Here is a 25,845-nt window from a genome sequence, read left to right on the forward strand (position 1 = left end):
CGGACAGAGAGGCCCTATATGTGGGCCCTGTTCGGAGGGAGATCCCAACATGTAGCGGTTCTCCTTGACGCACGGACCGTTCGCGAGTTTGGATAGCAAGCGGTCAGGCGCTCCCGCATGTCGGCGCACGCCTTTCAGGCATGGCACCTGAAACTATGCTCACTGGTCTGAAGACGGAACGTTTGAGCAGGTAGTAGGGGAGAAGCGACGAGACCTGTGGAGATCGAGGCGATGAGGCCTCGTCGTTCTCCAGGGAACTCTTTGTGCTTTCGGTAGGACCCGGGTCCACCGCCAGGTGCGGTGGTTCACAGGAGGACTTGGAAATGGCCCAGTCGGCAGTTGTGGGTGACGGCGGTAAACTCCCCGCCGGGAACGGCAAGATGACGGCACGGACGAAGGAAGAGGGGGGGGCTCGTCCGGTGACCGGGGGGGCCGCCAAGGCGCAGGTCGACGGCGCAGCCTCCAAGAAGGGCGCGAAGAAAGGGGCCCCGCGCCCCCGCGGGCTCGGGTTCGACCGGCGGTTCACGCACCGGGCCGCGGATCCGCTCGACGAGGTCACCTGGGAGCGCCGATCGAGCGTCATCACCAACCCCGACGGCTCGGTCGTCTTCAAGATGGAAGGGGCCGAGATCCCCGCCGGCTGGTCGCAACTAGCGACCGACATCGTCGTCTCCAAGTACTTCCGCAAGGCGGGGATCCACGGCAAGAAGGAGCTAGGCGAGACGAGCGTCCGCCAGGTCGTCCACCGGCTGGCGCGCACCATCCGCGAGGCGGGTGAGCACTTCGGTGGCTACTTCGCCTCGGCGAAGGACGCGGACACCTTCGAGGCGGAGCTCGCCTACCTGCTCGTCCATCAGTACGGCGCGTTCAACTCGCCCGTCTGGTTCAACTGCGGGCTCTATCACCGGTACGGTATCGAGGGGTCGGGCGGCAACTACGCCTGGAACGAGGCCTCGGCCGACGCGGGGAACGGGAGCGCCAACGGGAAGGCGTCGGCGCCTCGAACGAACGGGGCGGGCGCGGTCGACGACATCGTCGAGACCCGGAACGCCTACGAGCGGCCGCAGTGCTCCGCGTGCTTCATCCAGGCGGTCCAGGACGACCTGATGAGCATCTACGACCTCGTGAAGAGCGAGGCCCGGCTGTTCAAGTACGGGTCCGGGACGGGGACGAACTTCAGCGCGATCCGCGGGAAGCAGGAGAAGCTCTCGGGCGGCGGGACGAGCTCGGGGCTCATGAGCTTCCTCGAGGTGTTCGACCGCGCCGCCGGCGCGACCAAGAGCGGCGGCACGACGCGGCGCGCCGCGAAGATGGTCTGCCTCGACATGGACCACCCGGAGATCGTCGACTTCATCCAGTGGAAGGTCCGCGAGGAGAAGAAGGCGATGGCGCTCATCGGCGCGGGGTACCCCTCCGACTTCAACGGCGAGGCGTACCACACGGTGAGCGGGCAGAACTCGAACAACTCCGTGCGCGTGAGCGACGAGTTCATGCGCGCGGCGGCGACGGGCGCGGCGTGGGAGACGCGCTCCCGGACGACCGGCGAGGTCGTCGACACGCTGAGCGCCAAGGATCTCTGGCGCCAGATCGCCGAGGCGGCGTGGGGCTGCGCCGATCCGGGCGTGCAGTACGACACGACAATCAACCGCTGGCACACCTGCCCGAACACGGCGCGCATCAACGCCTCGAACCCGTGCTCGGAGTACATGTTCCTCGACGACTCGGCCTGCAACCTGGCGAGCCTGAACCTCACCAAGTTTCTCCGCCAGGACGGCTCGTTCGACATCGAGGGCTACCGCCACGCGGTCCGGGTGTTCTTCGTCGCCCAGGAGATCCTCGTCGACTTCTCGGCGTACCCGACCCGCGGCATCGCGAAGAACTCGCACGACTACCGCCCGCTCGGGCTCGGTTACGCCAACCTCGGCACCCTGCTCATGCTGCAGGGCATCCCGTACGACTCCGATCAGGGGCGCTCGGTCGCGGGCGCGCTCACCGCAATCCTCTGCGGCCACGCCTACCGGGTCTCGGCGGAGATCGCCGCCGCGAAGGGGCCGTTCGCCGGCTTCGCCAGGAACCGCGAGCCGATGCTCCGGGTGATGGGCATGCACCGGGACGCCGCCTACGCGATCGACCGCGACCGCTGCCCGGAGTCGCTCTGGCGGGCCGCGTGCGCCGACTGGGACGAGGCGGTCCGGATCGGGCAGGAGCACGGCTACCGCAACGCCCAGGCGACGGTGCTCGCCCCGACCGGCACCATCGGCCTCCTGATGGACTGCGACACGACGGGCATCGAGCCCGACTTCTCGCTCGTGAAGTTCAAGAAGCTCGCCGGCGGCGGCTACTTCAAGATCGTGAACCAGTCCGTACCCGAGGCGCTCCGGCGGCTCGGCTACCCCGAGGCCGAGGTGCAGGAGATCGTCGCCTACGTCTCCGGGACGAACACGCTCCTGGCGGCGCCGCACGTGAACCGGGCGTCGCTCAAGGCGCGGGGGCTCACGAGCGACGACCTCGCGAAGGTCGAGGCCGCCATCCCCGGCGTCTTCGATCTGGATCTCGCCTTCGGCCCCTGGATCCTCGGCGAGGAGGCCTATGACAGGCTCGGCGTCTCCAAGGAGTCGCGGGCGCGCTTCGGCTTCTCGCTGCTCCAGCACCTAGGCTTCTCGGCCGCGGAGATCGAGGAGGCGAACGAGACGATCATCGGCCGCATGACGGTGGAGGGTGCGCCGCACCTGCGCGAGGAGCACTACGCGGTGTTCGACTGCGCCAACCGTTGCGGCAAGAAGGGCCGGCGGTACCTCGCGCCGATGGCGCACGTCCGCATGATGGCCGCCGCGCAGCCGTTCCTGTCCGGCGCCATCTCGAAGACCGTGAACCTGCCGAACGACGCGACGGTCGAGGAGGTGCAGCGGATTTACGAGGAGGGGTGGCGCCTCGGGCTCAAGGCGGTCGCGCTCTACCGCGACGGCTGCAAGGCGTCGCAGCCGCTCTCGTCGACCTCGAGCTCGAGCGACAGCAAGGAGAGCAAGGGCAAGGCCGACAAGGCCGAGGTCCCCGCGCCGCTCGTCCAGGCAGCGACCGCGCTGGCGCGCCCGCGCTCGCCCTCGGCGGCGGCGCCCGAGCGGTTCCGCCTGCCCAGGAAGCGCAAGGGCTTCACGCAGGAGGCGCGCGTCGGCGGGCACAAGATCTACGTCCGAACCGGCGAGTACGACGACGGGACGCTCGGCGAGATCTTCATCGACCTCCACAAGGAGGGCGCCGCGTTCCGCTCGATCATGAACTGCTTCGCGATGGCGGTGTCGATCGGGCTCCAGTACGGCGTGCCGCTCGAGACCTTCGTCGAGCAGTACACCTTCACCCGCTTCGAGCCGCAGGGCATCGTCGAGGGGCACGACTACGTGAAGATGTCGACGTCGATCGTGGACTACCTCTTCCGCGTGCTCGGGGTCGAGTACCTGAACCGCTACGATCTCGCCCACGTCCAGCCGGTCAGCTCGGCCATGGAGGACCCTGTTGAATCGCGGGCGCAGGAGAGCGGCGCGGCGTCGTTCTCGCAAACGGCGCCGGCCGCGGCGGCGCTGGTCGAGGGCGGGGGACGGGCGGCGAGCGCGCTCGACGCGCAGCTCGAGGACATGATGGGCGACGCGCCGGTCTGCGACGGCTGCGGGCACATCACGGTGAGGAACGGGGCCTGCTACAAGTGCCTCAACTGCGGCAACAGCATGGGATGCAGCTGAGCTGCTACGGGCGGGGGTGGGGGTGACGAGGGAGGGGCCGGCGGGGGGCCCTCCCACGAACTCGCGCCTCTTCGTGGCTGTTGCCTCGTGAACGGGGGAGACGGGTCTGAGGGGACTCGCTGCGATGCGGGCCGGCGCTCGGATTCGTGGGGCCCTCCCCCGCCGGCCCCTCCCTCGTCACCCCCACCCCGCCGACTCGGGGGGGAAGGGGAGGGTGGGGGCGATCGCTGAGCGGTTGGATGAGGCGGGCGCGGGAGCGCTGCGGGTGGGGCCGTACGGGCTTGTACTCGGGCAGCCGTATGGATGCGCTCGGAGAAGCTCTGTAGAAGACGGGCATGATCCGGTCGCGTTCGTCCATCGCCTTCGCCGTTCTTGTCTGCAGCATCCTGTCGAGCTCCTGCCGGAAAGAAGAAGCAGAGCCGGAGACGATCCCCGCGCCTACGCCGACGGTCGCGCCCGTGGCGGCCGATCCGGTGCCGACGGCGACACCGACGCCCGCTGCGACACCGACGGTGGCGGCGACGCAGGAGCCCGCGGCGGGGCAGGAGCCCGCGGCGGCAGCTTCCGCCGAGCCTGCGGCAACAGCCGATGCAGGGGCGGCGACGGCCGAGGGGGCGACGACGTCACGCGGGGGAGGCGCCTCCATCCAGGCGTGCTGCACGGCGCTCCACGCGGTCGCCACCAAGTCGGGCAAGTCGCCGGAAGCCAAGTCGAAGGCGGCGACGGCATCGCATCTCTGCGCAGGGATCGAGAAGCTCGTGAAGAGCGGGAAGACCCCGCGCGCCAAGGCGCTGACCCAGATCCGAGCGAGCCTCGCCGGGAGCACACCGCCCGCCGAGTGCAACTGAGCGAGGTCGCCGCGCTGGCCGCTCAGGCGAAGTGGTCGTACCCCCGCGCCACGAGGCTCGTGAGCTGCCCGCCCGGGCCGAGCAACGCCACGTCGCTCGCGCCCTCCTCGCGCGGCACGCAACGGCCGATCACCACGAAGCCGGCGAGCTCCCCGACGTCGGGGCCGGCGACAACGACCGCGTAGTCCTCGCCGCCGTAGAGCGCTAGATCCAGCGCGTCCAGGCCGAGCTGCGCGGCGGCGTCGCGGAGGTCGGCGCTCACGAGCGCCGCGGGATCGAGCAGCGCGCGCACGCCGCTCGCGCGCGCGAGGTGCGCCACATCCGCGACGAGGCCGTCGGAGACGTCGATCGCCGCACGGGCGCACGCCGCCGCGCGGAGGCCCGCGTCGATGCGCGCCACCGGGCGGCGGAACGCGTGGATCGCCTGCTCGGCCGCGGCGCCGGCCGGCGCGATGCCGCGATCGAGCAGCGCAAAACCGGCCGCGGCGAGGCCGACCGGACCGGCCAGCGCGAGCGCGTCGCCGGGCCGCGCGCCGTCGCGCCTGAGCGGCAGCGCCGCGACGCCGAGCGCCGTCGTGGTGATCGAGATCTCGCCGCCCCGCGAGAGATTCCCGCCGATGACCGCCGTGCCGATCTCGTCGCACGCGGCGCGCTGACCCCTCGCCAGCGCGCCGAGCTCGTCGTCGCTCACGCTCGGAGGAAGCACCAGCGCGGCCAGCAGGCCGACAGGGCGCGCCCCCATCGCCGCGAGATCGCTCGCCGCGGCCATCGTCGCGCGGTAGCCGAGATCCTCGAAGCCCAGGAGATCGCGCCGGAAATGGACGCCCTCGACGGCGCTGTCGACCGTCCAGACGAGCGGCTCCGGGGAGCCCGGGAGGGCATCGCCCCGCGGGGCCACGGGCGCGAGGATCGCGGCGTCATCGCCGATGCCGCACAGAACATGATCGCCCGCCACGCCCCCGAGCACGGCGCGCAGCATCTCGATGCGCTTCCACTCGGAGCGCCTGCTCATTGGAAAATGGGCGGCAGGACGCTGTTCGCCGGCGAGCCGGCGACCGTGGGCAGCTTGACCACGAACACGGTGCCGCGCGGCTCGTTCGGCTCGATGCGCACCGTGCCGCTGTGCGCCTCGACCAGGCGCTTGACGATCGAGAGACCAAGCCCCGTGCCGCCGTGCTCCCGCGTCGAGCTCTGATCGATCTGGTAGAAGGGGTCGAATACCTTCAGCCGCTCGCCCGCAGGGATGCCGATGCCCGTGTCCACGACGCGGATCTCGACCGCCTGCTGAAGAGGCGCGACGAGCACCAGCCCGGGGAGGTCGTCCATGTCCTCGCTCACGGCGCGCGCGACGAGCAGCACCTCGCCCCCCGCCTCGGTGAACTTCACCGCGTTCTCGACGAGGTTGATGAACACCTGGCGCAGCCGGTCGCCGTCCCCTAGCACCGGCGGGAGATCGTCCTCGGCCTGGATCCGGAGCTCGACGCCCTTCTTCGAGGCAGCTGGCGCGATGGTCGACGCCGCCTCGACGAGCACCGGGCCGACGGCCACCTCGGTGCGATGCACGATCAACGTGCCGCTCTCCAGCTTCGAGAGGTCCAGGAGGCTCATGATGAGCCCGAGCAGCTGCTCGCTCTTCGACCGGATCGTATCGATGAACTCGCGCTGCTCATCGGTCAGAGGCCCGCCGATGCCCTCGGCGAGCATCTCGCTGTACCCCATGATCGACGTGAGCGGGGTCCGGAGCTCGTGCGACACCGTGGCCAGGAAGTTCGACTTGAGCCGGTCGAGCTCCTTCAGCCGCTCGTACGCCTGCTCCAGCTCGGCGTTCTTCTGCGACAGCTCACGGAAGCTCTCGCGGATCGACGCGACGTGCATCGTCGAGGTGAGGAGCGATTTGTGCCCGCTGAACAGGATCAGATCGAGGACCGAGCGGAGGTGGTCCGCGATCGCGCCGAGCCGCTCCGGCCGGAGCCGCGGCATCCGCAGCCGCCCCTCCGCCGCACGCGCGAGATCGAGCTGAGACGCCGCCTCGATCTGCGCGACAGGGGGATCCTCGAGGTTGTCAGGGAGGTAGGGGCCCAGGATCGACCGGCCGATCGCACGCCCGTCGTACTCGATCGGGAACACCTGGTAGAGCGCGCCCTCGAAGCAGGGATCCGCGACCTCGCTGCCGGCCGACGCGCCCTGTCTTGCCGTCCAATTCGCCGGCGCCACGCTCGCCCGCCGGCCTTCCTGCTCGCCGGTCAGGCCGCCGAGCGGCGGGAGCGGCGCGAGCGCGCCCGACTCCGCGAGCGTGGCGCCGTTGATCGATTGGATCCGGATCGGCAGGCCGAACAGCTTGTGAAATGACGCCGCCATCTCCCCGAGGGCCTGGCGATCCACGAGATCCTCGAGCGAGAGGGGGCCGATGCCGACCAGGTCGACCACCGGCGCCGCCGCGGGGGGAGGCAGCGTCGAGGGCTCAGGCGCGCTGGACGCGCCGTCGCGCTTCGAGGAGCTGGGCCCGTCCGCGACGCGCGCCGACGGCATCGGCGCGGAGCCCGGCATGCTGAGGAGATCCTCGTCGTCGAGGCCGAAGTCCGCCGGCGTCCCCTTGTGGGCGTCGGGCCTCATGGAACGATCCGGGAGCTCTTCTCGAGGCTGCCGCCCATTCGTCTCGCCAGGAGGTCGTTCACCGAGCTCGTCACCCCGAGCTGGCGCGCCGCGCTGTTCAGGAGCTCCTCGCCGCTGATCGACAGCCGCTTCGAGAGCTGATGCGTCTGATCGAGCGTCTCCCACGTGAGGTGGAGCAGACCCATGAGCGTCTCCACCGTGCCCACGCCGCGGGTCGCGACGGCCTTGTACACCGGCTCCTTGCCCCGCGCGGCGAGCCGCGCCAGCTCCTCGTCGCTCCGGATGTCGGGCAGGTCGCGCTTGTTGAACTGGATGACGAGCGGCATCCTCGCGAGATCGAGGCCGTTCTCCCGCAGGTTCTGGCGGAGGTCGAAGAACGCCTCGGCGTTGCGCTGCGTCTCGGAGATCTGCGAGTCGGCGATCAGCGCGACCCCGTCCGCGCCCTGGAGCACGAGCCTCCGCGTGGCGGCGTGCATCGGCTGGCCGGGCACGGTGAACAGCTTGATGCGGAGCGAGACGTCGCCGTCCTTCGCGCGGAAGGTGAGCGGCAGGAGATCGAAGAACAGCGTGCGATCGTCCTGCGTCTCGAGCGTCATCAACCGTCCGCGAGCGTCTGACCCGGCGAGGCCGTGCAGCGAGACGAGGTTCGTCGTCTTGCCGCTGAGCGCCGGGCCGTAATAGACGAGCTTGATCGTCACTTCACGGGCTGCGAAGTCGAGCTGCACGGCCGCATTCTCGCATGAGCGCCCGACGATTGGATATGGCCACGGCGCATGGCGGAGGAGGCCGGGCTGGGCCGGGTCTCCTCCCTTGTCAGGAGGCGTGCGCCCCGCTCAGGCCGAGCCGCCCGGCGCGTTGGGCACGCTGGACACGGGCGGAGGGATCGGCCTGCTCTCGCCGTTTTCGACGGTCCAGAGCGCGCTCCGCAGCCCCTCCAGGCGCGACGTCAGCGCCTGGAGCGCCTCGGCCTGGGCGTCGCACGCCTTGAGCTGGCTCTCGCTGCTCGGCTCGGCCTGGACCCGCTCCTCGCGCGCCGCCTTGAGGACCTCGATGACCTCCCGGTGCAGCTCCTGGCCCGCCGTGACCACCCACGCGTCGAGCCGGCTCGCGAACTCCTGGATCATCTCGTCGAGCTTCGGCCCGATCCGGGTGGCGGCCTCGCGCAGCGCGATCGGCGCCATCTCCTTCGCCTTCTTGCGGGTCTCGGCCTCGACCTTCTCCTTCACGTACACGGCCAGGACAGGCGCCGCGAGCGCCAGGATCCCGCCGAGCAGGGCGTTCGTGAACATCACGCCGAGGCCGATGGTGAAGAGCGCGAAGACGCCGACATCGTAGCCGAACGTGTCGACCTCGACGTTCGGCGGCTTCACGTCGCCGCCGAGCGCCTCGCTGACCCGCTTCGCCACGTCGTGCGCGTCCTCGCGCACGAGCGCGATCGTCTTCTCGGCGAGCGCCTCCAGCGCCGTGGCGATCTCCTTCGTCTCGGCCTGCGCCCACTCGGCGAACGTGCGCTCCAGGAACGCCCCGAGGTAGACCTTGATCTCGTCGGTGTGGGCCTCGTCGATGATCGCCGGGAGCTGCCGGAGCACGTCGTCGACGAAGCGATCGAGGTCGCGGTGCACCCACGCCCGGATGGCGCTCACCTCCTCGCGGATGCCGGCGCGCCGCTCCTCGATGGTGCGCGACTGGCCGGCCAGATCCTTCTCGATCATCTCGATGCGGCGGCTGAGCTCCTCGCGCGACATCGCGGTCGCCCGCCGCCGCGCGTCCACGCCCTTGCCGAGCAGGCGCGCGGACTCGAGGCCCTCGCCGAGCGCGTTGTCGAGCAGGATGCGCCCGCGCTCCTCGGCGAGGAACCGGGTCAGGTGATCGAGCAGCTCCGGCATCCCGCTGCCGGGCCGATCGCCCTCCAGCGCCCGCTCGCTCGAGATCGGGAAGACCACGGGCGATTTAACGAGCTTCCCGAGCTCGCTCCGGATGTAGGCGAGCGCCTCGACCTCCTCGTCCTGGCTCCAGATGTCGCGCTTCGTCACGACGAACAGGATCTTGTCGCGCGACTGCCCGAGCAGCTTCTCCTGGAGGAAGACCCGCTCGCTCTCCTTGAGCGGCTGGCCTGCGTCGATGAGGAACAGCACGGCGTCCGACCGCGGGATGTAGCTGTAGGTGATGTCCGCCCGCTGGAGCGAGAGGTCGTTCACCCCGGGGGTGTCGACGAGGACCACGCGCTCGCGCAGGAGCTCGGCCGGGTACCCCACCTCGAGGAACTTCACCTCGCCGGCGCTCGACGAGCGCTCGCCGCCGACGGTGAAGGCCCGCACGTCCTCGAACGGCAGGCCGGTGCGCTCGCCCGACGCGTAGACCACCTCGGCGCGCGGATCGGCCGCGTACTCGAGGTGGTGGATCACCGCCGTCGTAGGCGTCACGCCGACGGGGAGGATCGAGGCGCCGAGCAGCGCGTTCACGAACGTCGTCTTGCCGTGGTTGAACTCGCCGACCACGACGAGGTGGAAGCGATCGGCGTCGAGCTTCTTCACGAGATCGTTCGTGATGCGTGTCGCGACGCTCTTGGCGCCGAGGGCCTCGGCGAACGTCACGAGATCCCTGAGCGCCCCGGTCACGTCGTCTTTGCGGCTGTGGAAGGATTCGAGCATGTGCGTCTACCTCGGCCTTGCGCCTTTCCAGGAGCGGGAGCCCCTCAGCCCCAGATCTTGATGACTTCGTGCACCTTCTCGTCGACCTCCTCCATGGAGAGGCCGTCGGCGCCGAGCCCGGCGTGGCGCTTGTAGAGCTCGCTCTCGGCGAAGGCCCGGAGCGCGAGGACGCGCTTCGGCAGCCACGGGTGGCTGGCCGTGAACTCGGCGAACCTGCCGACGCCGCCCTTGCCCTCCTCGTGCTGGGCGATGAACGCCTCGAGGTTGAGCTCCTCGTACAGCTTGGTCGAGCCGAGCGCGAGCTTGGTGAGCGCGCGCGTCGAGACGTCGAGGCTCTTCGCGCAGAGCAGGCCGGCGCGGTCGCAGGTGACCTCGGCCCGGCGCGACCAGCCGGAGAGCGCGAGCATCGCCGGGCCGACGATCCACTTCACGAAGACCGACGCCATCCGCGTCAGGTAGTGCATGGCGGTCAGGTAGACCACGTGGCTGTTGTGGATGTGGCCGCACTCATGGCCGATGACGCTGAGCAGCTCGTCGTCGGTGAAATGATCGACGAGCGCCGAGTGCACCATGATGAACGAGTCGTCGTTCGTCCCGTAGGTGGCCGCGTTGAGGGTGGGGCTGTTGACGATGTAGATCGTCGGGGTCGCGATCCCGAGCGTCTCGGCGCAGTGGACCGCGAGGTTGTGGACGCGCGGGAACTGCGCGGGGCCGACCTTGACGGCGTGGCCGAGCAGCTCGTTCTTGCCGACCGTCTTGAACAGCCTGACCGCGGCGGTCACGGCGAGCTCGACCGGACGCATCTTCTCGAAGGCGAGCCGCGTGTTCTTGTCGGACACGTAGGCATACGCGTTGCCCGCGCCGTCCCCGCCGCCCGCGCGCTGGCCCTTCCGTCTCTCGATGAAGCCCTTGAAATCGAGGGTTCCGACCTGTGCCATTCGGCGAAGGTAACGACCTAGCCGGGACCGCGCAACGCCGCCATCGCCAGGCGCAGCGAAGTTAACGCAAAATCACAGACGACCTCCGCTCACATCTGAATCAGACGGCAATCAGACGGCGAAGGCGCCAAGCAGACGGTAAGCAGACGGTGATCGGACAGCGGAAGACGTCGGCGCGAGTCGACGCGGATCAGACGCCGAGCAGAGCGAGGAGCCCCTCCGGGCCGAGGCGCTCGAGCGTCCGCTGCCGCGCAAGGAAGCGCCGGAAGTCCTTGTAGACACCGCTGCCCTTCGGGCGGAGCTCGAAATCGGTGATGCGCGTGATGGAGAACCTCAGCGCCGCGATCACGCTCTCGTGGAACAAACGGTCGCGCTCCTCGGTTGAGAGCGGCCGCACCGCCGTGTAGCCGGAGGCGAGCGCGGACACGAGATCCGGGTCGAGATCGTCGCCGAAGCACCACGCGAGCATCGTGACGGCGAGGTCGAACGCGGCGCTCCCGCGCGAGGCGCTCTCGAAATCGAGCAGCGCCGAGATCTCGCCGGCCTCCCAGAGCACGTTGTCGCGGAAGAGGTCGCCATGGATCAGCGTCTGGGGGCCCGGTGTCCGCGGCGCCGCGGCGCGGATCCGTTCGAGCCGGCCGGTGAGCTCGTCGACGGCGGCGGCCACGTCGGGCGGGAGGGCCGGAGCGGGAGCGGGGGCCGTCGACTTCGCGCCCGCGGCGGGCGCAGGGGAACGGAGCCCCCGGAGCCGCTGGTCGAGGCCGTCGAGGTCGAACCGGCTGGCGTTCGCCCCCTCGAACGAGGCGCCGACGAGGTGCACCCGCGCCAGGGCCGCGCCGACGCGGCGGGTCGCGTCCGGCGTGACGCGCGCCTGGCAGAGCGACGCTCCCCCGACCCACGGGAACAGCGCGACAGGCTTTCCAGCGTGCTCCGCGATGAACGCGGCGCCCTCCGACGCGGCGCCCTCCGACACGGACGCCGCGTCGGAGGGCGCCGCGTCGCGGCGCCGGAGCGGCTGCGGGGTGGCGACGCCCCCGGCCGCGAGGTGCTCGAGCATGCGCGCTTCGCGTGACGCCGCGCCGAGCTGCTGCTCCTCGTAGACCCGCAGGAACACCTGCCCGCGGCCGTCGGCGAGCGTCAACGCGAAGTTGGAGTTGACGCTCCCGGCGAGCAGGCCGCGCACGTCGGCGATCTCCAGGCCGTAGAGCGCGCCGATGCGGCGGGCATCCGCGAGCGAGAGGGGGGTCAGGATGGCCATCGCGGCGCAGGGTAGCCTCGTCTCGCGCGCGGTCTCTACAGGAACCTGGAGGAGCGCGCCGAGCGGGAGGCGAGGAGGGACGGGGAGGCAACGGAAGGGGGACGAGCGATGAGAAAATGCGCGCTCCGCACGAAGATCCGCGGTGCCCCCGGTCGCGGACCGGCCCCGCGTGCGTTATGAAATCGAGTGAGCGGGAGCAACATCCCCCTTCGATTATCGAATGCCCACCCTCTACGGAAACACCACCGGACTCAGCCCCCAGGCCACCAAGACCCTCGAGCGCATCTACCGCCGCAAGGTCCCGCTCGCCAGCATCGCCACGCCCGAGCTCATCAAGGCGCTCGCCGAGGCGTCGCATGAGACGGGGCGCCAGGTCGGCGCGCTCGTCCACCGCTCGGGCGAGATCGACTACGTCATCGTCGGCGACGCGACGCGGCTGATGCTGCCGGACATCGGGCGTCTCCGCGCCGCGCAGGGCCGCTTCAGGGCGCTCCGGCTCGTCCACACGCACCTCTTCAACGAGCCGCTCACCCGGGACGATCTCGTGGATCTCGTCCGTCTCCGGCTCGACCTGGTCGCGGCGGTGCAGCTCACCCCGCAGGGCGAGCCGCGGACCCTCCAGTACGCGTACAACGTGCCGGTCCACGGGAAGGAAGCGGTCACGGTGACCGTGGACGAGGCCGAGGGGCGCGGCGACAGCCGCGGGGCGGCGGCGCTGCCGTATCGGACCGTGGGCCCCGTCGCGATCGGCCGCGCCGACGTCGATTTCGGCGCGCTCATCCAGGCGCTCGAGGACGAGTTCACGAAGCGGTCGCGCACGCGGTCGGTCGCGGCGAAGGACGGCCGCGCGATCCTCGTCCACGTCGCCGAGAAATCCAAGGTGGGCGCGCTCGCCCGGGCCGAGGAGAGCCTACGGGAGCTGACCGAGCTCGCCGGCACCGCGGGCGTCGACGTCGCGGATACGGTCCTCCAGCTGCGCGATCGGCTCGACCCGCGGCTCGTGCTCGGCAAGGGCAAGCTGGACGAGGTCGTGCTGCGCGCCTCGGAGCTCGACGCGGAGACGCTGGTCTTCGACCGGGATCTGACCCCCTCCCAGGCCTCGGCGATCGCGAAGCACACGGATCTCAAGGTGCTCGACCGGACGCAGCTCATCCTCGACATCTTCGCCCAGCGGGCCGAGTCGTCGGACGGCAAGCTCCAGGTCGAGCTGGCCCAGCTGAAGTACACGCTCCCTCGCCTCGGGCAGAAGGACGACTCCCTGTCTCGCCTGACGGGCGGCATCGGCGGGCGCGGTCCGGGCGAGACGAAGCTCGAGATCGGGCGCCGCCGCGCGAAGGAGCGCGTCAGCTTCCTGGAGGCGCAGCTGAAGCGGCTCTCCCGCCAGCGCGAGCAGCGCCGCCGCCGCCGCGCCCGGCTCGGCGTGCCGGTCGTCTCGATCGTCGGCTACACGAACGCCGGCAAGAGCACGCTGCTGAACACGCTGACCGGCGCCGACGTGCTCGCCGAGAACAAGCTGTTCGCGACCCTCGACACCCGCTCGAGGCGGCTCCGCTTCCCCGAGGAGCGCGAGGTGGTGATCACCGACACCGTCGGCTTCATCCGGGAGCTGCCGAAGGACCTGTTCGCGGCCTTCCGGGCGACGTTCGAGGAGGCCGCCGACGCCGACCTCCTGCTCCATGTCGTGGACGCGAGCGATCCCGCGCGCGACCAGCACATCGAGACGACCGAGGCGCTGCTGACCGAGCTCGATCTCATCGGCATCCCCCGCATCGTGGTGTTCAACAAGGCGGACCTGATCGCCCCGGCGGAGGGGCGGCGGCTGCTCCTCGGGCACCCGGATGCGGTGGTCCTGTCCGCCACGGACCGGGAGACGACGCGGGAGCTGCTCGCGAAGCTCGCGGAGCGGCTCAAGAGCCGCTGGGAGGAGGCCGCGATGGTGCCCGCCTACGAGGCGGAAGCCGCGGAGGACGAGCTCGGGGACGGCGGGCTGTTCGAGGGAGAAGCCGAGTCGATGACGGTGCTGGGCCCGCCTTCGAGCTCCGGGGCAGGAGAGGTCAGCGCGCGCGTGAGAGGGACGTTCGAGGGGTGAGCTCCGCCGGGCTCCCTGGGGAGCCCGGCGGGAGCCGGAGAGAGCTCAGGGCGTCTCCGGGATCTCGTCACACCTGAAGAGGGGGCTGGGGAGGCACTTGCCGCTCGCGCACTGCATGTCGGTGGTGCACTCCTCGCCACCCACCAGCTTGCAAGCTCCCTTGCCATCGCACGTGTTGATGCCGCTGCAGTCCGCCTCGTCCTCGCTGCCGAGCGGGATGTTCGAGCACGTGCCTTCCAGATCCTTCACATTGCAGGCCATGCACGCCGTGTCGCAGGCGGTGTCGCAGCAGACGCCGTCGACGCAGAGCCCGGTGGCGCACTCGCTCGCTTCCGTGCACTCCACGCCGTTCGCGGGCTTGCACTCGCCCGCGGCGTCGCACGCCTGGCCCTCGTCGCAGCCCAGGCCCTCCGCGCCGGCCGCGGCCAGCACGCAGGCGCCGTCTGCGCACTCGTGGCACTTCGCGCAATGCGTGTCCTCCATGCACTCGGTGAAGCAGGCGTCGGCCGCCTCATTGCAGGCGAACTCCTCGCACTCTTTCTCCTCGCCGGGCCCGCACTCCACGCTCTCCCCGTCGCAGGTGCCGCGGCTCGTCTCGACGCCCTCGGAGCAGGTCGGCTCGCCGCACTCGGTCTCGGCCTTCGAAAAGCCGCACTCGCCGTCGTCGCCCGACGCCTTGAGCGCGGCGGTGCAGGCGTCGCACTCCGCGTCGCAGGCCTTGTCGCAGCAGACGTCGTCGGCGCAGAAGCCGCTCGCACAGTCGGTGGCTGCGGTGCACGCCTTGGCGGCGTCGCACTTCGGACAGATGGAACCGCCGCAGTCGACGTCGGTCTCTTCGTTGTTCTTCGTTTTGTCAGAACATCCGTCGTCGGGGACTTCTTCGTCCCCCGGGATGCGCGAGCGATCGACCGAGGCGATGAGCTCGCAGCCCATCCCGAGAGTCGAGAGCGCGCCAGCGCAGAGCGCCATCGCGAGAAGATGCTGTTTCTTCCACATAGTAGTCCCCTTAGAAGGTAAACCGCGCGGCGGCGCCGCCGCCTGTCGGGCTGACGAACGGAGTGACGAACGCCTTCTTCGTCACGCTCGACGCTGCGGCCTTCGCCTGGGCCGGGTCGTCGCTGAGCAGCAGGACCGCGCCGGTGACGCCGAACGTGAGCGCCACCGCGAAGGACATGTCCGCGATGAGCGCGAAGCGATCGACCTTGTCCGCGGTCTTGGTCGTCGGGGCGTCATCGAAGTCGCTCTTCGCGCCCAGCGCCTGGATGCCGAAGATCGTCCCGACCACCACACCGGCGCCGGCGAGCCCGAGGGTGACGTAGGCCGGCACCGGAGAGCGCGGCTCGATCGGCGCTGCCGGCGGCGGCGGCTGCGCGGGCGGAACGTCGGCGGGCGGCGGCGGGGTGGGGGGCTGGGCCGGCGTCGCAGCGACCGGCGCCGGCGCCTGCGGCGTCAGCGTGACGTTGACCTCGCGCGCCTCGGCGAAGGTGACCTCGAGCTCCTGGCTCGCGTCGGCGAACCCCTCGGCGGAGACGGTGAGGGTGTGCTTGCCGGGCGGGACCGAGAGCTCCTTGCCGGTCTGGGCCACGCCGTCGACCGCGACCTTGAGGCCAGGCGGCGCCTCCGGGACGGTCGCGACCTTCACCTTCGCCGGTGTCTTCTTCAGGGCCTCGACGCGCGTCTGCCCCTCGGCGATCTTCTCCTTGAACTTCTCGGCGTCCGGCTTCGAATCGAGGAACGCCTGCCAGGCCGCGACGGCCTCGGTGACGAGGCCCTGCTTGTCGAGCGAGAGGGCGAGCTTGTACTTCGGTGCGGCGCCGGGCACGTACTCGTCCGCCTGGCGGTACAGGTCGGCCGCGACGGCGTACTCGCCCTTGTCGAACCTGGCCTCGGCCTCCTTGTAGAGCTTCTTCGCCTCGTCCTTCTTCTGCTTCTCGGTCAGCGCCTTCTTCGGCTTGGTGGTGGTCACCTTCGTCGCGGGCTCACCGGCCTTCGCGGGAGCCGCCGTCGCGGGCGTACCCGCCTTCGCGGGAGCCGCGGCGGGCGTCCCGGTCGCGGGAGGTGTCGCGCCGGCCGCGGGCGGCGTCGCAGCGGGGGTGGGTGCCTGCGCCGCGGATGCGGCTGGCTTTGCAGGAGCCGCCGCAGGGGCGGCCGCGGCGGCCGGCTTACCTGCCGGGGGCGCTGCCGGCTTGGCATCCGTCTGCGCAGATGCCGGACTGACGCTCGTCAGCGTCAGGAGCCCAGAGACCATCGCCGCCGAGGTCAACATCGTCAGCCGGCCCGATCGTGAACGCATACCGTAAGCCCTCCTCCGCGGATAGTGTCGCGTGGGCGCCCACTTAAGCCTTGAAGGCCGCTCTACACAAGGGGTTTCGCGTTCATCCGGGGGCGCGCTCTCTTTGACCGAGGCCGCACCGAGGCCCGCACCGAGGCCCGCGACAAGGCTCGCGCCCCCCGCGGTGCCCCCGCCGCTCCGGCGCGGCCTCCTCGGCCATCAAGGCTCGTCGCCTCGCTCCAGCCAGGCAGGGAACCGAAGCCTCGCATCCAGCCCGAAGCCCAGGGTCGCCCGGCGCATGCGCGAGGCCCGCTCGGGGCCCCGGGGGAGGCTCTCGCGGAGCCTGCGCAGCGCCTCGATGTAGCGGGCGAACCGAGGATCCGAGAAGAGGGCGCTGAGGTCCTCCCGGATGCGCCGTATCGTTCCAGGGCTGACGCCATGGCTGCTGAAGCTCATCGTCAGTCCGGAGGCAGAGACCACCGAAGGATTGACGAAGTTCGACACCTCCGGGCGATCCAGCGTGCAGACGAGGCGCCCGGCGCCCGCGAGCTCTCGGTGGAGGCGCAGCGAGAGCGCCTCGTCACCCGGCACGAGGAACACGATCGCCGCCTCGGCGAGGTCGCCCTCCAGGAAGGCTCGCCGGTGCAGATCGAGCCGCCCCTCCCGGCTGGCTTGCTCGATGGACCCGTCGACCTGCCCTGGAGCGACGACGGAGACGCGAGCGCCCGCCGAGAGGAGGCGCTCCACGGTGTACGGCGCGTCGCCGTCCGCGCCGATGACGAGCGCCCGCTGGCCGTTGAGATCGAGCGCGATGGGAAAGAGGCGCATGGGGGTTGGAGCCGACACGAACAGAGCGTCCGCGCGACGAGTGTAGACCGACGCGCCGCCCGGCGGGCGAGGGGCGTGACGTCGAGTGAGGCCGCCGGGCGCGTGGCTCAGCGGCCGGGAGACCTCTGGGGAGGAGGAGGCGGGCTGGGCGGTGGCACCGGCGGTAAAAAGGGCTGCGTGCGGAAGGCGAGCCTCCGGTCGGCGTTGCCGATGCGCGTCACGAACAGGCCGACGAAGGAGCCGAACAGCGAGTCGCCCGGCCCGATCGCCGTCGAGCCGGGCGGCCGGGTCACCCACCGCTTGATGCGATCGAGCATCTCGGCGCTCATGGGGTTCACCTCGACCAGCACGGCGACGAAGTAGCGGCTGCCGTCGCGGACGAGCGATCGCTCCACGAGCGGCAGCCGCCGGGCCTCGGCGCAGTTGCGGAGCACGCCCTCGACGTTGATCGCGACCGTGCTCGACTGACCTCCGGCCTGGATCAGCTGGATCCGGAACACCTCATCCCAGAGGTCGTAGACGATCCGGCAGCTCTTGGCGGCGAGCGCGACAGGGTTGCCTCCGCTCTCGTGGAAGAGGTAGCCGCGCATCGTGATGACGGTGGGGAGCCCGCTGAGCAGCTTCTTCGAGATCTCGCCGTCGACGACGTCGCGGAAGCCCACGGTCAGCTGCACGATCGTCTTGTCGAGCGTCAAGCTCGCCACCCGGGTAGGCAGCGCGGCCGGCGCGCCGAGCGCCTGCTGCGCGTCCGCGTCGGCGATCTCCTTGGGCCCCTCCTGGGCCATCGACCAGCTCGCTCGGAGGGCGAGCGTCGCGAGCAGCGCGATCCCGAGCCAGCGCGCCGCTCCGCGGCCGAGCGCCACGAGCGCTCGCCGCGCCTCTCGGAGGTGCCAGGCACGGCGGCCACCGCCCGCGCGCCGCGCATCGTGCGTCGCGCGCTTCGGTCCGCGATGTACGTGGAAGCAGATCATTTCCGCTCGCCGCGCCGCGCCGGGATCAGCCCGAGCAGGTTCGAGAACGCGAGCGTCACCCCGCCGACCGCCGTGTCGACCCGCAGACCGAGGTTGTAGGTGACGTCCACGGGCACGCGCGCGAAGCCCTCGTATCCGGTCGGCGCATCGGTGAACTCGCGGCGCGTCGCGAGGCCGTACAGGCCCGCGGCGCCGAAGAGATCGACGCCGTAGATGGAGCCGCGGCCGGCGTAGACCGGGATCCGGTACTCCGCCTCGAGCTTCGCGGCGAAGTCCCCGTACCGGACCTCGATGATGTCCGTGCTGAGGAAGTTCGGCGGTTGCCTCCGATCGGGCGCGAGATCGAGCAGCCGATCCGGCAGGAGGTCGGTGAGATCGCCGACGTAGAATTTCTCGAAGAAAGGCGCGTCCCCGGCTATCGCGCCGGCGAACGCCTCGACGCGGAGCACGTGCCGCAGCGGCAGGCGGAACCAGCGCTGCGCGCCGAACTCGAACTTCTGGTAGCCGTAGTCGCTGCCGAACGGCGGTACGCCCACCGTGACCGAGACCGAAGCGAGCGTGCCCTGCGTCGCGAGGAAGGGCGCGTCGCGCGTGTCGTGATCGATCGCGGCATGCAGCGACGAGAGCACCGTCTTGCCGCCCAGGATGTCGAATTCGATGGGCTCGCGGCTGTTGCCGCGCATGTGCGAGGCGACCGTGGGCACGGTCGCGTCGATCTGCTCCAGGTGGTAGTCGAGCGACAGCCGCGAGGAGGAGGAGACGTCGTGACCTGTGCCGAGCGTCGCGCCGAACCGCTTGTAGGCGACGACGGCGTAGCCCGTGACCTCGCGCTGCTCGAGCAACGGGGACTCGAAGACGACGTCCCGGTTGCCGAAGAAGTCACGGGCGTCGTTGTAGAGCACCGTCACCGTGGCCGACCAGCGGGTCCCCACGAACGCGGGGTCGACGAAGCGGGTCCTCAGCGCGAGCTGGTCGGCCGCGAGCCCGACGCCGGCGCCGAGCGTGATCCCTGTCCCGGCGAGGTTGGTCTCGGCGACCTGCACGCCAGTGAACGCGGAGAGCGGCTTCGCGTTGCCCGCGGTGTCCTCGTCGGCCGCGATGCCGAGCCAGAGGTCCTGCACGACGAACGTGTTGCGCTCGACGACGTCGATCACGAGCGTCGCGCTCCCGCGCTCGACCCCCTTGCGGAGAGAGAACCCGACCGAGGCGAAGAACCCGGTCCCGAGGAGGCGGTAGCGCGTGAGCTCGATCTCCGGATCCTCGACGTCGAGCAGGTCCCCCGCGCGGAACCTGACGTAGCGGAGGATCACGCGCGCGGCGGTCCGCACGTTGCCTCGGATCTCGATGCCATCGAGGGTGTACCGGACGCGATGCCTCTCCTCGAGCGCCGCGCCGGGCGACAGCGCCGCCGCGTGGGAGGGCGCGGAAGCGTGCGGCGCTCGCTCCTGCGCCGTGGCCTCTGCGCCCGCGGCCACCGCGCCTTGCCCGAGCGCGCGCCTCGGGCACGTCCCCAGGAGCAACGCGCACCAGAGCGCGAGGTGGGCGCGGCCGAGCGCAGGGGGCAGGGGGATGGCCCGGGAGCGTGAAGAGCCCCGGAATCGAGGTGGATTCACGGGATTCCTGCAACGCCGCCGAAGCCTACCGAGGCGTCGGCGACGCGCCCTTCAGCAGCGCACCCTAGCACGATCGATCGTCTCGCCGGGGGAATCGGTCGCGTCGAGATCGACCCCCGCCGCGGCGTCCTCGGCGACGGCGTCGGAGGGGACAGGGGGCGACGGCGCCCTGCAGCGGATCTGCGCCGCAGCGGTCACGCGCTGTGGCCAACGTGCATCCCGCGGCGTCGGGGAGGGCTCGGTGTGCTCTGCCAGCACGAGCAGGTCCAGCCGGGCCGGCGTCGGCTCGATCAGGTGATCGGCCGCGGCGAGCAGCAGCGCCCGGACCTCGGTCCGGACGCTGGCCTCGCGCGCCCAGCGCGCGCCGACGCTCGCGGCGATGGCGCGGGCGAGGAGGAGCTCGGCGCGGCCGCGCACGTCCGCGGGGATCCAGTCCGCGATGAGCGGATCCGCGAGCATGGATAACGTCTTGCGCAGCGCGATGACGCGGCGAGGGCCGAACCTGTCCGGCGCGCGCTCCGCGTGGCGCGCGAGGCGCCCTGCCCTGCGGAGCGCGCGCCTCGCCGCCCTGCCGACCACTGCGCCGTGCACGGTGAGCCGTTCGCGCGGCGCATCGATGGCGCGCAGCACCGCGGCCAGCGAGACCCCGCCCGCGATCACGAGCGCGACCGTCACCGCCGTGGCCTCGAGGCCGTGCAGCTGAAAGCCGCCGGTCGCCGCGACGAAGGCGCAGGCCGACGCCAGCAAGAGCCCCAGGGAGCCCAGCGCGCCTGCGGTGTGCGAGCGGCCGCGCCAGGAGCCGCCTTCGCCGTGGAGGGTCCGCGCGTAGCCGTCCGGCGCGATGAGCCGTCCTCCGCTCGGGATGAGGCCCACCATGGCTCGCCGCGCCGCGCGCCCGAGGCCGACCTCCAGCGGGCCGAGCTCGATGCCGGGCGGCTCACGGAACGGGCTCACCCATCCAGAATAGCCCATCCGCCGCCCTCACGGAGGGCGGGGGCCGGCGCGCAGCTGCGGTGGCGAAGCCTCGCCGTCTGCCGCCTCGCTCTCGCGGGCGCCGCCGCCATCGGGGTGATCCCGATCGGCAGCCCCGGTTGCGGTGACAAGGCTTCGTCCGTCTACAACGGGCTCTGTGGTTGCTGACAGCGCAGCGCAGCGTGGCGGATCACGAAGAGTGAGCCGCCGCCACATCGAGGCAGCGGCGCGCGGCGCATCACGGCTTGCCCGGGCTGTCCTTCTGTGCCCGCGATGCCTTCTCGACGAGGCCGCTCGTGCCCATGCGTGACGCGAGCGCCGAGAGCACCGCGCGCAGCGGGACGCCGCGCGACGCGATGCCGACAAGCAGGTGGTAGATGACGTCCGCCGCCTCGGACGCGACGCGCTCGTCGCTCTCTCCGGCGATCGCCTGGGCAAGCTCGCCGGCCTCCTCGCGGAGCTTTGCCCCGATGAGCGGCGCGCCTCCGTCGAGCAGCTTCCGGGTGTAGCTCTTCGTCGCCGACGACGCCTTGCGCGCCTCGATCTCGCGCTCGAGGGACTCGAGCAGCGCGGAAGCGTCCTGCCCCTCGTCGGCGGCCTCGGGCTCCCCGTCGCCGCCGGCATCGACCTGCCGGAAGAAGCAGCTCGCGCTCCCCGTGTGGCACGTCGGGCCGCGGGGCTCCGCGAGGATCAGGAGCGCATCCCCGTCGCAGTCGGCGTGGACGCTCGTCACCGCCAGCGTGTTGCCGCTCGTCGCCCCCTTCTCCCAGAGCTCGCCGCGCGAGCGGCTGAAGAAGGTGGCGCGCCCCGTCTCGAGCGTCCTGGCGAGCGACTCCCGCGTCATGTACGCGAGCATCCGGACCTGCCCGGTCAGCCGATCCTGCACGACGGCCGGTACGAGCTTGCCCTCTCCGAATGCGATCTTCACGGTCTATGCCTCTCCGGTGGTGTCGGGCGCCTCGGCGGCGCCGGTTTCGCGGGCCGTCGCCCGGCCTTCGTCCTTTGCGCTGCCGCGCCTGGCCCGCGACGGCGCGTCGCCGGCCTTCGCCGGCGCGCTCCGCTTCTCTCTCGGCGTGTCGTCCTCGTCCTCGTCGTCCTGGTCCTCGTCGTCGTCGCCATCTGCTTGCTTGTCGGCGGCCGCGGCCGGGCTCTCCGGGAGGCTGAGCGCCATCGCCTGCTCCGGGTGGTCCAGGGCGGCCTTGTGATAGACCGCGAACGCGATCGACGCGGCGAGCCCGGTCGCCAGCGCGACGGCCTGGGAGGTCGAGTACTGGAGGGTCGCGGAGGCGGCGAACGTCTCGGGCCTGAGGGCCAGGTACAGGGCGACCGCGGGGACGAAGGAGAGCACCTGCGTCACCTTGCGCACCATGTTGTCGCGGAGGAGGTGGGAGAACCCGATCGTGTACCCCACGGCGAAGATCACGAGGCCGGCCGGGAGCAACACGTGCTCCGGGAGCGACGGCGGGATCGAGCCCCGCTCGGCGTCGTCGCGGAGGAGCTCGAGCAGGTAGCGGCAGACGCCGTAGGAGAACGTGAAGATGAGGAAGATCTCGCCACGGAACTTCTGCCGGCGGCGCGCGAGGAGGAGGAGCGCGAGCAGCCCTGCGCCGACGAGCGCCTCGTAGATCTGCGTCGGGTGCACGGCGAGCGACGCCTCGGAGCTCGGATCCAGCCCGCGCTCCTTGACGTGCTGCACCCACGCCGGGGACCCGCTGCCGTGGTCCAGCGTGCCCTCGGCCCAGCGCGGGAACGTGCCGAGCTTCTTCAGCCAGGCGGGCGCCGTCTCGCCGAGCGGCCGGCCGAAGTCACAGCCGAAGAGGTAACACCCGATGCGCGTGATCATCAGGCCCGAGGCGAGGCTCGGGACGGCGACGTCGGCCCAGGGGAGCAGCGGGATGCGATGGGAGCGCAGGAACAGGTACGAGCCCAGGAAGCCGCCCAGGAAGCCGCCGTACGCCACCAGTCCGCCGCGGCGGATGTCGAACATCGCGCCGAACGAGTCGAACTCGTCGAGGTTCGTGAGGATGTAGAGCACGCGCGACCCGACGACCGCGGCGAGAGCGGTGACGACGTAGCAGTTGGCCATCGTCTCCTTCGGCAGGCCGTCGCGCTCCGCGAGCCCGAGCGTCAGGTACCAGCCGACGACGAGCGAGAGCCCGAGCATGACACCGTAGCTGTAGATGGGCAGCGGACCCAGGGTGTAGGTCTGCTCCTTGACCTGAGAGGCGATCGCGGCGAGCGCGACGCCTGCGATGCCCGCGGCCGTCGCGCCTGGCTTGTTCTTCGCGATGAGCAGCCCGATCGCGCCCGCGAAAGCGATGCCCGCAGCGATCAGGAAGACCCAGAGCAGGGGCACGGTCCAGGCGGGCAGCGGGACGCGGAACAGGATGGGATGCATGGCGCCTCTCCTTACGCCTGGGCTTGGGGACCATCAAGCATCGTCTCTCGCGCATGACGCAGCGAGCCAAAGCGTTCGCTGACGCTGGTCCAACCGCGCCGGGCGATCTCGATGTGCCCGGGCCGTCAGCGCAGCGTGATGTTCTCCCCACCCTGTCGACGGCGCTCGCGAAGCGGCTCTCGAAGTCCGCGCGCGCCGCTGCTAGCATCGATTCCGTGCTCTCTGGCCGTGCCACCGTCGGGGTCTTCGCAGTGCCTGGACTGCTCGTGAGCGCGGCGTGTGTTCCCGAAGGGCCGGCCACGGGGGATGCGAGCGCGCGGCCAGCCGGGACGGTCGCGCCGTCGGTCTCCTTGCCGACCGTGGGCGCCGCTCCGGGAGCGCAGGGGACGGGCGTGTTCGAGGACGACTTCAACCGGCCGGCGCTCGGCCCCGACTGGAACGCCTTGAGCTCCAAGTGGGCCATCGACGAGGGGCAGCTCTGCGTGCGCGCCGCGAGGAACCGCGGCGTGTGGTTGAAGCGGCCGCTGCCGGAGAACGCCCGGATCGAGTTCGACGCCATCGCCGAGGCTCCAGACGGCGATCTCAAGGCCGAGCTCTGGGGTGACGGCCGGAGCGGGGCGACGGCGGCGAGCTACACGAACGCGACGAGCTACCTCGTGATCCTCGGAGGATGGAAGAACACGAAGCACGTGCTCGCGCGCCTCGACGAGCACAGCGCCGAACGGCTGGAGATCGATGTGGATCCGGACAGCGACGACGACCGCGCGCGGCCGGTCGCGCCGGGGCAACCGTATCGCTTCCGGATAGAGCGTCGTGACGGCAGGACCCTCTCCTGGTCGGTGAACGACGTCGAGTATCTGGAGCTCAGCGACCCTGCTCCGCTCTCCGGTCCAGGGCACGAGCACATGGGCTTCAACGCATGGGATGCGCCGGTCTGCTTCGACAACCTGCGCATCACGCCCCTCTAGCCGCGATGGAATCGGGTGAGGTCGAACGGGAGCTCGAGGAGCTGGAGACGCGCATCGAGCGGCTGCGCGCGCTCTACGAGCAGTACTTCATGGGGATCGAACGGCTGGAGCCGCTCATCCCGCGCAAGGACGTCGAGCGTCGCATCTGGGTGATGCGGCGGGAGCAGATCAGGAACACCGGACTCCGGTTCAAGTTCCAGATGCTGATCCAGCGCTACAACACGTTCCAGCAGTACTGGGGCCGCATCTCGCGCGAGATCGAGAGCGGCACGTACCGTCGCGACGTCATCCGCGCAGCGAAGCGGGTCGGAGCGAAGGAAGCGCTCACGATCGTCGGCCGCAAGCGGGCAGAGCGCTACGCGGAGCTCGCCGAGCAGCAGGAGACAGCGCGCGAGCCGGTCCACCGCGCCGAGGGCAGCGGCGATCACGAGGAGATCGACGTCGACGACGAGGCGGTCACGCTGGCGCCCCCGCCTTTGCCCGCCGCGTCGCTGCTGGGAAAGCGATCGCTGGCCGCGCTGGCCGCCGAGGAGGCCGCGCCTCGCGCCGCGGTCGCGCCGCTGACCGCACCGGAGGCGTCGAGCGCGGCGCCCCCGAGCTCGCCGGTGCGCCCCGCGCTCGCGCCGCCTGCCATGCCGCAGGCCGTCGCGGTCGTGAAGCCCGCGCCGCTGGGAGGGCTGCCCCGGGGGCTCGGCCTGACCAGGCCCCAGCAGAAGCCGGCGGAGAGCAAGCCGGCCGAGGCCTCGCCAGTGGGCGCGAAGTCGCCGGCGCGCCCTGCCGTCGACAAGGCTCAGCCTGCGGCGGGCGCGAACAGCCGTCAGCGGCTCGCCGAGCTCGCGGCGGAGATGCGCGCTCAGCGCACCAAGGCCGGCGACGCGGCGAAGACCGCGGCCGGGCCTCCAGACGTGTTGACGGACGTCGCGTCCGAGCCTCCGCCTGCTCCGAAGCGACCGCCGCCACCGAGCCCGGTCAAGCCTTCTCCCGGCGCTCCGGCCGAAGCCCCAGCGGTCGCTGCCGCCGCCGCGGCGGGCGAAGCGAAGGGCACCGGAGCGAGGCGGCAGGAGCGCGTCCACTCGGAGCGCCCGCCGTCGGCCCGGCGCCGTCGCTCCACCGCGCCGCCTGCCGCGGAGACCGGCGCGGCCAGCGGCGCTCGGCATACGGCGCCGCGGACGCCGTCGCGCCCCCCGGAGGCCGCGCGCGCCGGCGTCGACGCCGCCGCGGTGCGCGCGCGACCCGCGCCCCCGCAGCGATCTGCTGCGCGCGACGACGAGCTCCCGGAGCAGCGGCTGCGTCAGATCTACGCGAAGTACGTCGAGACGAAGCGCGCTGCGCGTGAGTCGACGGCCGGCGTCACCTACGAGCGCCTGGCCGAGAGCCTCCGCGCGCAGGCCGCGAAGCTGCGTGCGACGAACCCGGCCAAGTCCGTCGACTACGATGTCGTCGTCAAGGACGGCAAGACCCTGCTGAAGCCGATCCTCAAGTAGCCGAAGATCGGCTGGCGGCAGGGCGGACGCGACGTCCCAAGGCAGGGATCGACGCGGGACCGACGCTCGGCGAACGTGAGGAGCATGAGCGCTCCGAGCTACGCTCGGTTCGCCGAGACGCTCCCGAGGGCGCTCGCCTCGTCAGACGGTCGGGCTGGGCGGATGAGGATGTTCCGGCGGATCAGTGGTGCGCGACGCGGCGCCAAAG

General features: G+C 71.2%; 19 protein-coding genes. 5 read left to right on the forward strand and 14 right to left on the reverse strand.

Annotated features, from left to right (window positions below; all coding sequences use genetic code 11):
• Positions 1–323: 323 nt before the first annotated feature.
• Both WMF46_RS02120 and WMF46_RS02125 read left to right on the forward strand, forming a co-directional pair.
• Positions 324–3,734, forward strand: a complete 3,411-nt coding sequence (locus tag WMF46_RS02120; RefSeq protein ID WP_437984066.1) for a vitamin B12-dependent ribonucleotide reductase — start codon at positions 324–326, stop codon at positions 3,732–3,734.
• Positions 3,735–4,069: 335 nt separating this feature from the next.
• Positions 4,070–4,582, forward strand: coding sequence for a hypothetical protein (locus WMF46_RS02125; RefSeq protein WP_437984067.1), 513 nt, complete (start codon positions 4,070–4,072; stop codon positions 4,580–4,582).
• A gap of 22 nt (positions 4,583–4,604) precedes the next feature.
• Here WMF46_RS02125 and thiL read toward each other — a convergent pair whose 3' ends face one another.
• The 6 genes from thiL to WMF46_RS02155 form a co-directional block, all read right to left on the reverse strand.
• Positions 4,605–5,594, reverse strand: coding sequence for a thiamine-phosphate kinase (gene thiL, locus WMF46_RS02130; RefSeq protein WP_437984068.1), 990 nt, complete (start codon positions 5,592–5,594; stop codon positions 4,605–4,607).
• Positions 5,591–7,195 (reverse strand): sensor histidine kinase, encoded by a 1,605-nt coding sequence (locus WMF46_RS02135; protein ID WP_437984069.1) that lies wholly within the window; start codon positions 7,193–7,195, stop codon positions 5,591–5,593. The genes thiL and WMF46_RS02135 overlap by 4 nt, the downstream gene beginning before the upstream one ends.
• Positions 7,192–7,920: a GTP-binding protein gene (locus WMF46_RS02140; protein WP_012233021.1), complete on the reverse strand. Its 729-nt coding sequence runs from the start codon at positions 7,918–7,920 to the stop codon at positions 7,192–7,194. The genes WMF46_RS02135 and WMF46_RS02140 overlap by 4 nt, the downstream gene beginning before the upstream one ends.
• Positions 7,921–8,028: 108 nt before the next feature.
• The gene (locus tag WMF46_RS02145) at positions 8,029–9,846 is read right to left on the reverse strand and encodes a dynamin family protein (RefSeq protein ID WP_437861544.1); all 1,818 of its coding nucleotides are present in this window, start codon (positions 9,844–9,846) and stop codon (positions 8,029–8,031) included.
• 44 nt (positions 9,847–9,890) lie between these two features.
• Positions 9,891–10,784 carry a M48 family metallopeptidase gene (locus WMF46_RS02150; RefSeq protein WP_437984070.1) on the reverse strand — a complete coding sequence of 298 codons (894 nt, stop codon included), beginning with the start codon at positions 10,782–10,784 and terminating at the stop codon, positions 9,891–9,893.
• Positions 10,785–10,974: 190 nt separating this feature from the next.
• Positions 10,975–12,042 carry a homoserine kinase gene (locus tag WMF46_RS02155; RefSeq protein WP_437984071.1) on the reverse strand — a complete coding sequence of 356 codons (1,068 nt, stop codon included), beginning with the start codon at positions 12,040–12,042 and terminating at the stop codon, positions 10,975–10,977.
• A gap of 220 nt (positions 12,043–12,262) precedes the next feature.
• Between WMF46_RS02155 and hflX the strand changes: the two genes are divergently transcribed.
• The gene (gene hflX / locus WMF46_RS02160) at positions 12,263–14,131 is read left to right on the forward strand and encodes a GTPase HflX (RefSeq protein ID WP_437984072.1); all 1,869 of its coding nucleotides are present in this window, start codon (positions 12,263–12,265) and stop codon (positions 14,129–14,131) included.
• A gap of 45 nt (positions 14,132–14,176) precedes the next feature.
• Here the strand turns inward: hflX and WMF46_RS02165 are convergent, their stop codons facing one another.
• The 8 genes from WMF46_RS02165 to WMF46_RS02200 form a co-directional block, all read right to left on the reverse strand.
• Positions 14,177–15,127, reverse strand: coding sequence for a hypothetical protein (locus WMF46_RS02165; RefSeq protein ID WP_437984073.1), 951 nt, complete (start codon positions 15,125–15,127; stop codon positions 14,177–14,179).
• Between the two features lie 10 nt (positions 15,128–15,137).
• A complete protein-coding gene (locus WMF46_RS02170; protein WP_437984074.1) occupies positions 15,138–16,424 on the reverse strand; it encodes a PEGA domain-containing protein in 1,287 nt (428 codons plus the stop codon).
• A 198-nt stretch (positions 16,425–16,622) separates the two neighbouring features.
• Positions 16,623–17,231: a precorrin-2 dehydrogenase/sirohydrochlorin ferrochelatase family protein gene (locus tag WMF46_RS02175; protein WP_437984075.1), complete on the reverse strand. Its 609-nt coding sequence runs from the start codon at positions 17,229–17,231 to the stop codon at positions 16,623–16,625.
• Positions 17,232–17,338: 107 nt separating this feature from the next.
• Positions 17,339–18,094, reverse strand: a complete 756-nt coding sequence (locus tag WMF46_RS02180; RefSeq protein ID WP_437984076.1) for a hypothetical protein — start codon at positions 18,092–18,094, stop codon at positions 17,339–17,341.
• A 104-nt stretch (positions 18,095–18,198) separates the two neighbouring features.
• Complete coding sequence (locus WMF46_RS02185; protein ID WP_437984077.1) at positions 18,199–19,815, reverse strand: BamA/TamA family outer membrane protein; 1,617 nt, start codon at positions 19,813–19,815, stop codon at positions 18,199–18,201.
• 51 nt (positions 19,816–19,866) lie between these two features.
• A complete protein-coding gene (locus WMF46_RS02190) occupies positions 19,867–20,787 on the reverse strand; it encodes a hypothetical protein (protein ID WP_437984078.1) in 921 nt (306 codons plus the stop codon).
• Between the two features lie 238 nt (positions 20,788–21,025).
• Positions 21,026–21,715, reverse strand: coding sequence for a bifunctional phosphoribosyl-AMP cyclohydrolase/phosphoribosyl-ATP diphosphatase HisIE (gene hisIE, locus WMF46_RS02195; RefSeq protein ID WP_437984079.1), 690 nt, complete (start codon positions 21,713–21,715; stop codon positions 21,026–21,028).
• Between the two features lie 3 nt (positions 21,716–21,718).
• Positions 21,719–23,185 (reverse strand): prolipoprotein diacylglyceryl transferase, encoded by a 1,467-nt coding sequence (locus WMF46_RS02200; protein WP_437984080.1) that lies wholly within the window; start codon positions 23,183–23,185, stop codon positions 21,719–21,721.
• A gap of 215 nt (positions 23,186–23,400) precedes the next feature.
• Here WMF46_RS02200 and WMF46_RS02205 point away from each other — a divergent pair, with 215 nt between their 5' ends.
• Together WMF46_RS02205 and WMF46_RS02210 are read left to right on the forward strand one after the other, a co-directional pair.
• Positions 23,401–24,153 (forward strand): hypothetical protein, encoded by a 753-nt coding sequence (locus WMF46_RS02205; RefSeq protein ID WP_437984081.1) that lies wholly within the window; start codon positions 23,401–23,403, stop codon positions 24,151–24,153.
• Positions 24,154–24,158: 5 nt separating this feature from the next.
• The gene (locus tag WMF46_RS02210; RefSeq protein WP_437984082.1) at positions 24,159–25,637 is read left to right on the forward strand and encodes an MXAN_5187 C-terminal domain-containing protein; all 1,479 of its coding nucleotides are present in this window, start codon (positions 24,159–24,161) and stop codon (positions 25,635–25,637) included.
• Positions 25,638–25,845: the final 208 nt, after the last annotated feature.

Origin of the sequence: Sorangium sp. So ce117 (assembly GCF_051524395.1) — a bacterium.
Taxonomy (GTDB): domain Bacteria; phylum Myxococcota_A; class Polyangia; order Polyangiales; family Polyangiaceae; genus Sorangium; species Sorangium cellulosum_B.

Bases quoted from the DNA above. Each gene is read 5' to 3' on its own strand.
- WMF46_RS02120 (WP_437984066.1), top strand. From the start codon at position 324: ATGGCCCAGTCGGCAGTTGTGGGTGACGGCGGTAAACTCCCCGCCGGG.
- WMF46_RS02125 (WP_437984067.1), top strand. From the start codon at position 4,070: ATGATCCGGTCGCGTTCGTCCATCGCCTTCGCCGTTCTTGTCTGCAGC.
- thiL (WP_437984068.1), bottom strand. From the start codon at position 5,594: ATGAGCAGGCGCTCCGAGTGGAAGCGCATCGAGATGCTGCGCGCCGTG.
- WMF46_RS02135 (WP_437984069.1), bottom strand. From the start codon at position 7,195: ATGAGGCCCGACGCCCACAAGGGGACGCCGGCGGACTTCGGCCTCGAC.
- WMF46_RS02145 (WP_437861544.1), bottom strand. From the start codon at position 9,846: ATGCTCGAATCCTTCCACAGCCGCAAAGACGACGTGACCGGGGCGCTC.
- WMF46_RS02150 (WP_437984070.1), bottom strand. From the start codon at position 10,784: ATGGCACAGGTCGGAACCCTCGATTTCAAGGGCTTCATCGAGAGACGG.
- WMF46_RS02155 (WP_437984071.1), bottom strand. From the start codon at position 12,042: ATGGCCATCCTGACCCCCCTCTCGCTCGCGGATGCCCGCCGCATCGGC.
- hflX (WP_437984072.1), top strand. From the start codon at position 12,263: ATGCCCACCCTCTACGGAAACACCACCGGACTCAGCCCCCAGGCCACC.
- WMF46_RS02165 (WP_437984073.1), bottom strand. From the start codon at position 15,127: ATGTGGAAGAAACAGCATCTTCTCGCGATGGCGCTCTGCGCTGGCGCG.
- WMF46_RS02170 (WP_437984074.1), bottom strand. From the start codon at position 16,424: ATGCGTTCACGATCGGGCCGGCTGACGATGTTGACCTCGGCGGCGATG.
- WMF46_RS02175 (WP_437984075.1), bottom strand. From the start codon at position 17,231: ATGCGCCTCTTTCCCATCGCGCTCGATCTCAACGGCCAGCGGGCGCTC.
- WMF46_RS02190 (WP_437984078.1), bottom strand. From the start codon at position 20,787: ATGGGCTATTCTGGATGGGTGAGCCCGTTCCGTGAGCCGCCCGGCATC.
- WMF46_RS02200 (WP_437984080.1), bottom strand. From the start codon at position 23,185: ATGCATCCCATCCTGTTCCGCGTCCCGCTGCCCGCCTGGACCGTGCCC.
- WMF46_RS02210 (WP_437984082.1), top strand. From the start codon at position 24,159: ATGGAATCGGGTGAGGTCGAACGGGAGCTCGAGGAGCTGGAGACGCGC.